Source organism: Herminiimonas fonticola (assembly GCF_040395855.1).
In the GTDB taxonomy this organism is placed as follows: Bacteria; Pseudomonadota; Gammaproteobacteria; order Burkholderiales; family Burkholderiaceae_D; genus Oxalicibacterium; species Oxalicibacterium fonticola_A.
The window spans coordinates 1-11,940 of the sequence record NZ_JBEBPO010000079.1 but is presented as its reverse complement, the minus strand read 5'-3'; the positions used below and the strand labels follow the sequence as shown (position 1 = coordinate 11,940).

Here is an 11,940-nt window from a genome sequence, read left to right as displayed (position 1 = left end):
GCCTGCAGCAATAAATCAGGATCGCCGATTGCCAGCCTCTTGGAATCGGACAAGCTTTGCCGGAATCCGCGGGCGTTAGGCAGACCTGCCATCAAGCCCAGCATGTGGCGCGTGATGCTGTTCAATCTCAAGCCGCCGCCCTTTTCGCTTTTGCCGTGCTGTTCAAGTTGTGCGCGGATGTAAGGCAGCATCGCATGCAACACCTCGGCGCGTGATTTTGGCGCCGCGGTGTCACCGTAATAACGGGCGTCGAATGCGCTCATCAAATACGGATTGTGATACGCCTCGCGACCTAACATCACCCCATCGACATGCCCGAGATGGGTATCGATTTCTGCCAGCGTCTTGATGCCGCCATTGATGATGATTTCCAGTTGCGGAAAATCCTGCTTGAGCTGGTACGCAAATTCATAACGCAAGGGCGGGATCTCGCGATTTTCTTTCGGGCTTAAACCCTTGAGCACCGCATTGCGCGCATGCACGATGAAGGTGTTGCAGCCGGCTTCCGCTACGGTGCCTACAAAGTCACGCACGAAATCGTAGGAAGCGATGTCATCGATACCGATGCGATGCTTGACCGTCACGTCTATCTGCACGGCATCGCGCATCGCCTTGACGCAATCGGCAACCAGTGCAGCCTCGTTCATCAGGCAGGCGCCGAACGCGCCCTTTTGCACGCGCTCGGACGGGCAACCGCAGTTCAGATTGATTTCGTCGTAACCCCACTGCTCGCCCAGCTTCGCGCTTTTGGCAAGGTCGGCCGGCTCGCTACCGCCCAATTGCAGCGCGACCGGATGTTCTTCATGGTTGAAATCGAGATGACGCGACACGTCGCCATGCAGCAAGGCGCCCGTTGTCACCATCTCGGTATAGAACCAGGTATGGCGCGTAATCTGCCGATGAAACATGCGGCAGTGGCGGTCGGTCCAATCCATCATCGGCGCAACACTCACGCGCCTTTTCTTGTCAATTACGGGTTTCATTTGCTTATGGTGCGAATTTCAAGGTTTCTGCGGAGTTTGAATTATGCGGAATTATAGGCGGTGACGAATCAAACGCCGTTTGTTGATCGCACCTTCAGGCCCACGACGACGGTTCTATGATACCTATGGCTTGAAACGCCGGCTTGCAAAACAGATAACCCTGCATCAGGTCTATCCCCGCACTGTACAGGAAGTCGCGCTCGGCCGATGTTTCTATCCCTTCCGCCAGCACGCGCACATTCAGTGCTGCGCAGATAGACACGATGCCATGCACGATTGCCTGTTTCGGCTTGCTGCTATCGATGCCGCGCACCAGCTCCATATCTATCTTGATGATATCCGGCTGGTAATCGGCTAACAGACCGAGGCCTGCATAACCGGCGCCAAAATCATCAATCGCCGTACGAAAACCGAAGCGCCGGTATTCGCGAAAGATGTTCACCAGATGCGGCCTGTCCGTCACTTGCTCGCCTTCGGTCACTTCGAAAATGATTTGCTCGATAGGAAAATCATACAGTCGCGCCGCTTCAAAGGTACTGCGTATGCAGGCTTCCGGCCGATACACGGCGTTCGGCAAAAAATTGATCGACAATAATTCCTTCATTCCCAGTGCGGCAGCGCCACGAATCGCCTCGACCCGACACGCCTGATCAAAAGAATAGCGATTGGCATCAGTGACTTGCGAAAGTACCGAGTAGGCAGACTCTCCGTTCGGCCCTCGTACCAATGCTTCATGTGCATAGATGGAACGCGTGCGGACATCCACGATAGGCTGGTAAGCGAATAAAAAATCAAAACCAAGATCCGTCTCTTTCTTGCACTCCCTACAACCGGTAGCACTAGACGATGGCTCTGTCCGAGATGGATGTATGGGGATCATTTGATGATTTTCCTTTCAGTAGGATGCAGTTGTAGTCTCATTTTGAGTGCACTTGCGCTGAGCGATCTCATGGTTCGCAGCTTGCAACCTGGTTACGTCCCCTTGCCTTGGCCTGATACAGTGCCCTGTCAGCCTGCTCTAACAGCACTTCGGGCTGAGCAATAGAACTCGGCTTCATACGGACCACCCCGCAACTGATCGTCAGGAACTGGTGTGGCGAAGCCGCATGAGGAATATCCAGATCGCGCACACTCCGGCATAAATTCTCGGCATGCATGCTCGCCTGTTCTGCAGTCATTTCAGTTGCCAGCACGATGAATTCTTCACCGCCAAAGCGGGCGACAAATTCGCTATCCCGACGCAATGAATCATCCAGGATCGAGGCGACTTTTCTGAGGGCATCATCGCCGGCAATATGGCCGTAAGTATCATTGAAGCCCTTGAAGTAATCGACGTCGATAAACATCATGACCAGATTTTCCTGCGTATCGATCAACTGATCCCATCTTGTGCGCAACTGATCCTCGAAATATTTACGGCTGTATATCCCGGTCAATGTGTCATGCACGACCAGTTGTTCCAGATTTTCCTTGTCGCGCTCCAGCAACCTGCGCTCCTTGCGCAAGCGCTGCTCAAGGACTACGCGCGCGGTGACATCCTTCTGGATGCCGATGAAATGCGTAAGGACACTGGACTGATCAAACACCGGGGATATGCTCAGCTCGTTCCAGAACAATGAACCGTCCTTGCGGTAATTTCGCAGAGTCACAATACTGTGCTCGCCCTTCTCAAGGGAATTGGCAAGGATGCTGATGTTTCTTTGCGCCTGGTCCGTTCCCTGCAGAAAACGACAGTTACGCCCCAGGATATCTTCCAGGTCGTAGCCGGATAACTGTTCGAATGCAGGGTTGGCAAAAATCACCGGGTGATCAGGAGCACGCGCGTCTGCGATGATGATGCCATCCCTGGATTCCATCACGGCCTGCATCAGGATTTCAATAGAGAACATATCCGTCTTTTTATGGTGTTGTTAAAGGCAGGCACGAAGATGGCACTTCATTTTCCCGCCAGCCTGCTCATGAAAGAGCGGATCACTAAACTGAAGGCTTTTACATCCACTGTTTCCTGATGGCTAGCGATGATTTCCTGGATGCCTTTGAATTCATGATTTGAAATTTCCAGGACCGCCATGGCCCAATCCGGGAATGCACGCTCTTCTGTGGTTGTAATCAGAACGATACGGCAATCAGCGTGTCGCCTGTCATCAAGGATCTCGGTATATTTTCTGAATATCTGGTGATCCGGTCCTTCCAGGACTTGCATGAACATGCCGCCGCCGTGGACCAGAATTCCGGTCAGCCCCAGGGCTTGATTATTCTTTTTTGACGATTCCAGAATATCGGACAGGTCATTCTTCAAAGCTTCGGCAGTGCTGCGGCTTGCGCTTACATATAACAGTCTAATCATCGCGCTGGTTGTGTTCCGGTTGATATGGTTAACAATATGAAAGCCAGACATCCCGGCTTCGCGACGACATGGATTACTTTGACATTTTAATACGTCAAGACGGGATGCCTGGCATGCCATGCACTCAAGCCGGCGGAGATGTCGGCAAGATGAGTCAGCACATATACAGCCTCTGGTGGGCGACGGGCAAGTACCGGGCAATCTCCACCTACCCAAAGCTCTGTACTGACAGGCAATTTCCCGCGCAAATCAGTCAAGCCTTCGAGCACTAGACGGGGATTCATCGCACCCGAGACGGATAGCGCGACGATGTCTGCGTTTTGCGCCTGGGCTGCCCCAATGATATCCATGATGGGCGTTTGCACGCCCAGCGAAATGCAACTCGCCCCTTCCTGCGTAAAGATCGCTTCGGCCATCAGCAAGCCGAGGCCATGCTGTTCCAGTGGCAACGTCGTCAGCAGGATGCGTGGCCCAGCAGGTATTTTCCCTCTTGGCAGCTGCAACGAGGAAATTGCTGCGCGCATGACGACTTGTACCGACTCTGTATACAAATGCTCTTCAAAAATCTGCAGGGTGCCGTTGGCCCAGCTCTCACCCACCAGTCGATTAAGCGGTGCCAGCAACTCGACAATGAAACGCTCCAGTCCCATACGCGACAGCGCCTGCGACAGCCCGTGGCGCAAGGCCTCGGTCTGGTTAGTCTTGCACAAGTCCAGATAGCCTTGCAGCGTCGATAGAGTGGCGTCGCTTGCGCTGACTGATTCAGCAGTAGCCAGCACCGACTGCTGTACCAGTTGCTGCAATTCCTCCATTCCGTAATGGATGATTTTCCCGGGACGATGCCCCTGGTCGAGCAGGCGCTTCAGGATACGCAATTTATCCACCTGATCGAGCAGATAGGCACGCTCACCCAAACTATCCCGTACCGGGGTCGGGAAACCGTAACGGCGTTCCCAAACGCGCAAGGCATCCTTGGACAAACCGGTATCGCGCTCAACGGCACCAATACTCATCGTTATCTGCATAAAAATTCACATGCCTATTCTTGTACGTGCGTATTTATCAATCGGTATTTTTCAATTCGAAATGAGTCCGTGGCTCAGCAAGCCGGAATCTCTATCAAGACGCTATTTTATCGCTTAATTAAGTCTATAATTTGTCCTAGACAATATATTGACATAAAATGCGTTTGCGCTCAGCATATATCAACAATTGCTTGATGCGCCTTTTACCTGACGGCATGCAATTTCAAAAGCTTATTTTTTAACAACATCGCGATGTTGTTAAAAAATAAGCAAGGACATCGTCAGTCGCATTAATTGCTGCCTGGCACTTTAGTGGACTCATAACAAGGAATCACCAGCATGAAAATCGCTGTTATCGGATCGGGAATTGCCGGATTGTCTTGCGCCTACCGCCTGGTGCAATCCGGTTACGACGTAACACTGTTTGAAGCCAACGACTATTTTGGCGGTCATACGCATACCGTCGACGTTACGCTGGGTGATGTCACTTATGGTGTGGATACCGGCTTTCTGGTTTTCAATCACCGCACCTATCCAAACCTGGTCCGCCTGTTTGCCGAACTGGAGGTTGAAACCGTGACGACCGACATGTCCTTTTCCGTCAAGCTGCCCTTGCAGGGGCGGATGCTGGAATGGGCCGGCGGCAATCTCGATGCCGTGTTTGCGCAAAGGCGCAACCTGCTGAACCCGCGTTTTCACCGGATGTTGCGGGATATCCTGCGCTTCAACAAACATGCCACCCAACTCGCCTTGTCCGGCGTACACGATGGATCACATTGCTCCCTGGGTACCTATCTGGCAGCACACAGTTACAGTAGGGAATTTCGCGACTGGTATCTGCTGCCCATGGCAGGCTGCATCTGGTCTTGCCCGACCGAACAGATGCTGGCTTTTCCGCTTTCATCGTTTGTCCGTTTTTGCCACAACCACGGCTTGCTGCAAGTCAATGACAGGCCGCAATGGCAAACCGTCAAGGGCGGCGCCCGTCATTATGTGGAAAAAATGCTGACGCAGATTCCGCAAAAATTTCTGAAAACGCCAGTGCTATCGGTCACCCGCAATACCTTGGGCAATGTCACCAAGATCAAAATTGAAGCCGGCAATGGCATCCATCTGGTCGATCATGTTGTCATGGCCAGTCACAGCGATCAATCCTTGCAACTGTTAAAGGATGCGACGCTGTATGAACAGGCCATCCTGTCAGCCATAAAATACCAACCGAATCGCGCCGTATTGCATCTGGATACCGACTGTCTGCCTGCGAATAAAAAGACGTGGGCTGCGTGGAATTATCAAAGCGAACAAGGCAGCGAACCCAGGGTGTGCGTCCATTACCTGCTCAACCAATTGCAGCCACTACCGTTCAAGCAATCCGTGATCGTGTCGCTCAATCCTATTCATGCCCCCAACCCGAATAGCATGCTCGCCAGCTATGATTATGCACATCCGGTTTTCGATGAAGCGGCGATTGTGGCCCAAGGGAAATTGGCGACAATACAGGGCGAACAAAATACCTGGTTTGCCGGCGCGTGGACGGGCTATGGCTTCCATGAAGATGGATTGAAGTCCGGCCTGTCTGTGGCGCAAGCCATAGGCAGCGTGGCAGACGACACTGCATTGACGCGCTCAGCCGCCTGAACTTGCATGGACGCAACCATGAAATCCATTATGCCTGTCGCACAACTCTGTTTTGGCAAGGTAAGGCACACGCGCCTGCGCCCGGTGCGCCACGCCTTCAACTATGGCGTGTATTTCATACGCCTGCCCCTGCGTGCAATGGCACAGGCTGCTGTGCAGCCAGCCAGATTTTTCTCGCACAACCGCTTCAATGTGCTGTCCTTCTGGGACAGCGATCACGGCGATGGCAGACAGCCTTTGCTCGAATGGCTGGATGCGCTGCTGAAAAACGAAGGCATAGATGACGCCGATGGTGAAATCTGGCTGCAGGCATTTCCGCGTGTCTTGGGCTATGTATTCAATCCTGTGTCATTCTGGTTTTGCCATCGCAAGGATGGACAACTGCGCGCCGTGCTGGCCGAAGTGTGCAATACGTTCGGCGAGCGTCATTTATATCTGCTCGATACAGGCAGCGCCATGAACTATGGAATAGAGCTGACGGCACGCAAGATATTTCATGTCTCGCCATTTTGTGCAGTAGATGGCTGCTATCGCTTTCGCTTCTTGTGCATAACGCAAAAAATCGATGGCACGGTGGTCGAACGTAATGTCGCCCGCATAGATCATGACGACAATTCCGGCCCCTTGATATTGACCAGCATTGCCGGTTCCGCCTACCCATTATCGGACGCGCTTGTTGCCAGAGCATTCTGTCTGTATCCGCTGATGACCTTGGGCGTCGTCGCAAAAATACACTGGCAAGCACTGCGCCTGTGGCTCAAGCGCGTGCCATTTTTCAGAAAACCCCATCCACCATCCAAAGAGCTGAGTCGATGAATACTCAATCAATCAAACAACAAGCGATCATCGTTACTGCAGGTGCCGGCGCGAGCACGTCTATAGACTTGCCTGCGGAGGTTAAATTCATCCTGCAACTGATGCGCAAAATCGAGCATGGTGCCTTGCGCATGGAGCTTCCGAACGGCCAGATCGAGCAGTTTGGCGACCATACGCATCCCGTCACCCTGACCCTGAAAAACTGGGACATCTGCCATGCTGCGTTGAAGTCCGGCGATATAGGATTTGCGGAAACGTTTATCGATGGACACTGGACGACGGACGATCTGCCCGGCCTGATAGAGCTGTTCGTACGCAATCGCGCGGAAATCGAATCGATTGTGTACGGCACCTGGTGGGGCAGTCTGCTGTACCGAATCAAACATCTATTCAACCGCAATTCGCGCGCGGGCAGCCGCAAGAACATCCACGCGCATTACGACATAGGCAATGACTTTTACCGGTTGTGGCTGGATCCGTCCATGACCTATTCGAGTGCGCTCTTTGCCAATGGCCATGCAGATAATTTGCAACAAGGCCAGAATGCAAAATATCACCGTATCCTGAACGAGCTGGCACTGCCGCCGAATCCACGCGTGCTGGAAATCGGCTGCGGCTGGGGCGGCTTTGCCGAACTGGCCAGTACTACAGCAGGCGCACATGTAACCGGTTTGACGCTGTCGACCGAACAGCTGCATTATGCACATCAGCGTTTGACTGATGCCGGCCTGGCCGATCAAGTGCAATTGCTGTTGCAGGATTTCCGCGATACGAGCGGACAATTTGATGCGATTGCTTCGATAGAAATGTTCGAGGCTGTAGGCGAAGCGTACTGGCCCAGCTATTTCGAGTGCATTGCACGCAACCTTAAAAAAAATGGTCGCGCCTGCATACAGACCATCGTGATTGCCGATGAACTGTTCGAGCGTTATCGCAAGGGTACAGACTTCATTCAGCAATATATTTTCCCGGGCGGGATGCTGCCATCATCACAAGTCTTTCGCCAGCAGGCTGAACAGCACGGGCTGCGGGTCGCCAATGAATTCAAGTTCGGTCTGGACTATGCGCGCACGCTGAAAGAATGGCGCAGCGCCTACTCCGAGCAATTGCAGCAGGTACGTGCGCAGGGTTTCGACGACCGCTTCTTGCGCACCTGGGAATTCTATCTCGCATATTGCGAAGCGGGATTCCGCGCAAAAAGCATAGATGTCGTGCAATTCACGCTGGAAAAAACATGAGCCTGCACAGCCCTGCCGTACGGACCGGAAAATACGTACTCCCATTGGCCTTCTTTGCGCTGATGTGGACGGTTGCGCTGGCGCGAGAACCTGCAGCGCCCCAGCATATAGAAAAAGAAATAGGCCAGGCGCGCCTGGCAGGTCAGGGAAGCTTCCGCTGGTTCGGCCTGAAGATTTATGATGCCGCGCTCTGGGTAGGCGATAAAGGCTATCGCGCCCAAGCGCCGGCGGCAGCCAAACTGGTGCTGGATTTGCGTTATGCACGCAACTTGCAAGGTAAGAAAATTGCCGCCGCTAGCGAAGATGAAATGCGCAAGCTGGGCCTGGGCTCTGCACAACAGCGCGCCAGCTGGCAAGCTGCCATGGAAAACATCTTCCCGGACGTCAACGAAGGCACGCATCTATCCGGCGTCTACCTACCCAATGAAGGCGCACGCTTTTACCTGAACGGAAAATTCATCGGCGAGATCATGGATGCCGAGTTCAGTCATGCCTTCTTTGCGATCTGGCTGGATCCCCAAACCACTGCCGCACAATTGCGCAACGCCTTGCTGGCCGATGCGGCGCCGCACTGATGGCCAGGCTCACTACCGCTTCATTTTTCACCTACGGTTTATTCGGACTGCCGCTGGCGCTGGTTGCCTTGCCTATCTATGTGTACGTCCCGCAGTTCTATGCGGAACGCTTCGGCTTGTCGCTGACCCTGATCGGCGGGGCCTTGCTGGCAGCGCGTGTATTCGATGCATGCATCGACCCGTTGATAGGCTTGTGGATAGATCGCCGCAGGAATCATGGCGGCTATGGGCGCTTCATACTGATTTCCCTGCCCTTGCTGGCACTGGGTTTTCTGGCGCTATTCCATCCGCCTGCGCTGCTGCAGGACGCCGCCTTGCTGTGGTTCCTGTGCACGCTGCTGCTGGTCTACCTCGGCTTCAGCCTGGCGACGATCGCCCATCAAAGCTGGGGCGCAGCACTGACGCAAAAACTGGCGGAACGCTCGCGCCTGACCGCCACGCGTGAAGCCTGCGGCTTGCTGGGTGTAATACTGGCAGCCTTGCTGACAGGTTGGCTGGGCTTCGATGGGCTGATCGCGATCTTTATCATCACCCTGCTCATTTGTGCTGCCATCCTGCTCAAGTCAGCACCGCAGCCGGCCACTACACAAGCTCTGCATGCGGGCTGGTCTGCGATGCTGGAACCCCTGCACAACCGGCGCTTTCGCTGGCTGTTCGCAGTATTGATCGTCAACGGCATTGCCGCCTCGATACCCGCCACACTGTTCCTGTTTTTCGCCAAGGATCAATTGCAACTGGCACAGTACGCAGGCCTGTTTCTGGTCCTGTACTTCATGGCTGCTGCCTGCTCCATGCCCTTGTGGGTCGCCTTGGCCAGACGCCATGGCGAAGCCCGCATCTGGCTGTGCGCCATGTTGCTATCAGCCGCCGCCTTCATTTGGGCTTACGGTCTGCCGGCTGGCGCTGCACTGCCGTTTGCCGTGATCTGCGTGCTGTCCGGCTTGACGCTGGGCGCCGACCTGGCCTTGCCACCGGCATTGCTGGCGGCAGTCATAGGGCGCGCCGGACACAGCGGCCAGCGCGAAGGGGCTTATTTCGGCGCCTGGAGCTGGGCCACCAAGATGAATCTGGCGCTGGCAGCCGGCATCTCGCTTCCCTTGCTCGAGCAACTCGGTTACGTCCCCGGCACCGCAGACAGCACGGGTACCCATGCGCTGTCTGTCGCGTATGCCTTGCTGCCCTGCGCGCTGAAACTGGCAGCGGCCAGCATACTGGCGCGCGCCCCATTGCGTGATGTATGAATTGTCTTGTACCCCCCACACCAATCAGCCGGAGATGATTATGAATCAGTTGAAATATCTTTTTGCAGTGTGCGCTACAGTATTGCTGGCCGCCTGTGCCAGCCCGGTCGAACCCTCACACTATGCGAATGAAAAGCCCAAGCTGGATTTGCAGCAGTATTTCAATGGCACGCTGGATGCGTGGGGCATGTTCCAGGACAGATCCGGCAAGGTCGTCAAGCGCTTTACCGTAGTGATGCGTTGTACCTGGGTCGGCGATACAGGCACGCTGGATGAAGACTTTAGCTACTCGGACGGCAGCAAGCAAAAACGCGTGTGGACGCTGCGCAAGGTGGCGCCCGACCGTTACATAGGAACCGCACCGGATGTCGTCGGCGAAGCCATCGGCATTACCGCAGGCAATGTCCTGCATTGGCAATATGTGCTGGCGCTGCCTGTCGACGGCAAGGTATATGACGTGCAGTTCAACGACTGGATGTATCTGATGGATGATCGCGTGATGCTGAACCGTGCAGCGATGAGCAAGTTCGGCTTCCATCTGGGCGATGTGACGCTGTCCTTTAGCAAGCGCCCTTGATGTGCCGACTCCTGTTGCAAACCGAAAGACTTAGATGAATCCACAGATTTCAAACTGGCATGACAAACGCGTATGGCTCATCGGCGCCTCGACCGGCATAGGCGCGGCAACCGCCCAGAATCTCTTGGCACAAGGTGCGCGCGTGGCACTTTCCGCGCGCCGCCCTGAATTACTGGCAATGGTTGCAGACGGTCATCCAAATGCACTGATCGCCGTGCTCGACATCGTCGATCATGCGAGTGTATCTGCGGCCCATACCTCAATCATGCAGCAGTGGCAAGGCATCGATCTGGTACTGATCATCGCCGGTGGCTACCATGAAATGCGCGCCGATTCCTTTGACCTGGCGGCAGCCTATCGTTTGATAGACCTGAACATACGTGGCGCCTACAACTGTCTCGACCTAGTGCTGCCGACATTGCTGGCACAAGGCAACGGCGGCATAGGAATCGTTGCATCGGTCGCCGGTTACAGTGGCTTGCCGAAAGCGTTGATCTATGGCCCGACCAAGGCGGCATTGATCAACCTGTGCGAATCACTGTATATCGATTTGCATCCGCGCGGCATAGGCGTCTACCTGATCAATCCGGGCTTTGTCGAAACGCCTCTGACCGCAGGCAACGACTTCCCCATGCCGGCCATGATATCGGCCAATGAAGCAGCACAGGAATTGCTGAACGGACTTGAAAGTGGCCAGTTCCATATACACTTTCCACGTCGCTTTACCAACCTCTTGCGCATCCTGCGTCTGCTGCCTTACCGGCTTTATTTCTGGTTGATACACAAGGGAACGGGATTATGAATGAAGTGATGAATATCAAAGTTGACCATACAGACAGCCTGTGCCGTGTCGTACAATTTTTCGAAACACTAAGCATTGAAGCGGCACAGCATCAGCTGGAGCAAATCTATGCAGTTGATGCATCCTTCAAGGATCCCTTCAGCGAAGTATGCGGACTGCCAGCAATCAGACCCATCTTCATACACATGTTCAGCCAGGTAGAAAACCCTCGTTTTGTTGTAACGAATACGGTTCTGCAAGGTGACGATGCGTTCATGACATGGAATTTTCTATTCCATATGCGACGTTATTCCAGCGATGAGCAATGCATACGCGGAGCTACACATTTGCGTTTCGATGCCGATGGTCGCGTGAATACCCACCGCGATTACTGGGATGCCGCAGAAGAACTGTATGAAAAATTGCCGCTGGTTGGCGGGTTGATGCGTGTACTCAAACGGATAGCGAAAAAATAGCTCCGTATCTTTCTGCCGCTAAGTGAGACAAGTAGTTGCTATCTCATTTCTTGGGGGATGAGGCCTGCCAGATTCCGGTCGATTGTTTTTGCCCGGCTTACGTCCTGCTGGAAAACGTACTACCATGCTGATTCCCCGTCTACCGAAAGAAGGTGCACATGGCTCAGCTTCTGGACACCGCTCATCTTTGGATGCCGTTTACCGCCAACCGCCAGTTCAAGGCCAAGCCGCGCCTGATGGCGT

General features: G+C 54.1%; 13 protein-coding genes. 8 read left to right on the top strand and 5 right to left on the bottom strand.

The features are described from left to right. From dusA to ABWP27_RS10040, 5 genes are all read right to left on the bottom strand, one after another. A partial coding sequence (gene dusA / locus ABWP27_RS10060; RefSeq protein WP_353156150.1) for a tRNA dihydrouridine(20/20a) synthase DusA occupies window positions 1–983 on the bottom strand: 983 nt, incomplete at its 3' end. 94 nt (window positions 984–1,077) lie between these two features. After that, a complete protein-coding gene (locus ABWP27_RS10055) occupies window positions 1,078–1,863 on the bottom strand; it encodes an EAL domain-containing protein (RefSeq protein WP_353156147.1) in 786 nt (261 codons plus the stop codon). Between the two features lie 67 nt (window positions 1,864–1,930). Beyond that, entirely contained in the window at window positions 1,931–2,872 is a 942-nt protein-coding gene (locus ABWP27_RS10050) for a diguanylate cyclase domain-containing protein (RefSeq protein ID WP_353156145.1), read from the bottom strand. 47 nt (window positions 2,873–2,919) lie between these two features. Further along, the gene (locus ABWP27_RS10045; RefSeq protein WP_353156143.1) at window positions 2,920–3,381 is read right to left on the bottom strand and encodes a BLUF domain-containing protein; all 462 of its coding nucleotides are present in this window, start codon (window positions 3,379–3,381) and stop codon (window positions 2,920–2,922) included. A gap of 35 nt (window positions 3,382–3,416) precedes the next feature. Beyond that, on the bottom strand, window positions 3,417–4,343 hold the full coding sequence (locus ABWP27_RS10040) for a MerR family transcriptional regulator (RefSeq protein ID WP_353156141.1): 927 nt from the start codon (window positions 4,341–4,343) through the stop codon (window positions 3,417–3,419). 351 nt (window positions 4,344–4,694) lie between these two features. On the opposite strand from ABWP27_RS10040, the gene ABWP27_RS10035 reads away from it, so the two are divergent. From ABWP27_RS10035 to ABWP27_RS10000, 8 genes are read left to right on the top strand one after another with little or no spacing between them, the layout of a single operon-like run. After that, window positions 4,695–5,993, top strand: coding sequence for an NAD(P)/FAD-dependent oxidoreductase (locus ABWP27_RS10035; protein WP_353156139.1), 1,299 nt, complete (start codon window positions 4,695–4,697; stop codon window positions 5,991–5,993). An 18-nt stretch (window positions 5,994–6,011) separates the two neighbouring features. After that, window positions 6,012–6,809, top strand: coding sequence for a DUF1365 domain-containing protein (locus tag ABWP27_RS10030; RefSeq protein ID WP_353156137.1), 798 nt, complete (start codon window positions 6,012–6,014; stop codon window positions 6,807–6,809). Next, complete coding sequence (locus ABWP27_RS10025; protein ID WP_353156136.1) at window positions 6,806–8,047, top strand: class I SAM-dependent methyltransferase; 1,242 nt, start codon at window positions 6,806–6,808, stop codon at window positions 8,045–8,047. Before ABWP27_RS10030 ends, ABWP27_RS10025 begins: the two co-directional genes overlap by 4 nt. After that, window positions 8,044–8,622: a chalcone isomerase family protein gene (locus tag ABWP27_RS10020; RefSeq protein WP_353156134.1), complete on the top strand. Its 579-nt coding sequence runs from the start codon at window positions 8,044–8,046 to the stop codon at window positions 8,620–8,622. Before ABWP27_RS10025 ends, ABWP27_RS10020 begins: the two co-directional genes overlap by 4 nt. Further along, complete coding sequence (locus ABWP27_RS10015; RefSeq protein ID WP_353156132.1) at window positions 8,622–9,863, top strand: MFS transporter; 1,242 nt, start codon at window positions 8,622–8,624, stop codon at window positions 9,861–9,863. The genes ABWP27_RS10020 and ABWP27_RS10015 overlap by 1 nt, the downstream gene beginning before the upstream one ends. A gap of 34 nt (window positions 9,864–9,897) precedes the next feature. Next, the gene (locus ABWP27_RS10010; protein WP_353156131.1) at window positions 9,898–10,440 is read left to right on the top strand and encodes a DUF3833 domain-containing protein; all 543 of its coding nucleotides are present in this window, start codon (window positions 9,898–9,900) and stop codon (window positions 10,438–10,440) included. Window positions 10,441–10,474: 34 nt separating this feature from the next. Next, window positions 10,475–11,242 (top strand): SDR family NAD(P)-dependent oxidoreductase, encoded by a 768-nt coding sequence (locus tag ABWP27_RS10005; RefSeq protein WP_353156129.1) that lies wholly within the window; start codon window positions 10,475–10,477, stop codon window positions 11,240–11,242. Window positions 11,243–11,250: 8 nt separating this feature from the next. Further along, window positions 11,251–11,697, top strand: coding sequence for a nuclear transport factor 2 family protein (locus ABWP27_RS10000; protein WP_353156127.1), 447 nt, complete (start codon window positions 11,251–11,253; stop codon window positions 11,695–11,697). The last annotated feature ends 243 nt before the right edge of the window (window positions 11,698–11,940 follow it).

What these genes read in the sequence shown, in the direction of transcription:
- ABWP27_RS10000 (WP_353156127.1), top strand. Translation starts at nt 11,251, where the DNA reads ATGAATATCAAAGTTGACCATACAGACAGCCTGTGCCGTGTCGTACAA.
- ABWP27_RS10040 (WP_353156141.1), bottom strand. Translation starts at nt 4,343, where the DNA reads ATGAGTATTGGTGCCGTTGAGCGCGATACCGGTTTGTCCAAGGATGCC.
- ABWP27_RS10055 (WP_353156147.1), bottom strand. Translation starts at nt 1,863, where the DNA reads ATGATCCCCATACATCCATCTCGGACAGAGCCATCGTCTAGTGCTACC.
- ABWP27_RS10020 (WP_353156134.1), top strand. Translation starts at nt 8,044, where the DNA reads ATGAGCCTGCACAGCCCTGCCGTACGGACCGGAAAATACGTACTCCCA.
- ABWP27_RS10025 (WP_353156136.1), top strand. Translation starts at nt 6,806, where the DNA reads ATGAATACTCAATCAATCAAACAACAAGCGATCATCGTTACTGCAGGT.
- ABWP27_RS10010 (WP_353156131.1), top strand. Translation starts at nt 9,898, where the DNA reads ATGATTATGAATCAGTTGAAATATCTTTTTGCAGTGTGCGCTACAGTA.
- ABWP27_RS10030 (WP_353156137.1), top strand. Translation starts at nt 6,012, where the DNA reads ATGAAATCCATTATGCCTGTCGCACAACTCTGTTTTGGCAAGGTAAGG.
- ABWP27_RS10015 (WP_353156132.1), top strand. Translation starts at nt 8,622, where the DNA reads ATGGCCAGGCTCACTACCGCTTCATTTTTCACCTACGGTTTATTCGGA.
- ABWP27_RS10050 (WP_353156145.1), bottom strand. Translation starts at nt 2,872, where the DNA reads ATGTTCTCTATTGAAATCCTGATGCAGGCCGTGATGGAATCCAGGGAT.
- ABWP27_RS10005 (WP_353156129.1), top strand. Translation starts at nt 10,475, where the DNA reads ATGAATCCACAGATTTCAAACTGGCATGACAAACGCGTATGGCTCATC.
- ABWP27_RS10045 (WP_353156143.1), bottom strand. Translation starts at nt 3,381, where the DNA reads ATGTCTGGCTTTCATATTGTTAACCATATCAACCGGAACACAACCAGC.
- ABWP27_RS10035 (WP_353156139.1), top strand. Translation starts at nt 4,695, where the DNA reads ATGAAAATCGCTGTTATCGGATCGGGAATTGCCGGATTGTCTTGCGCC.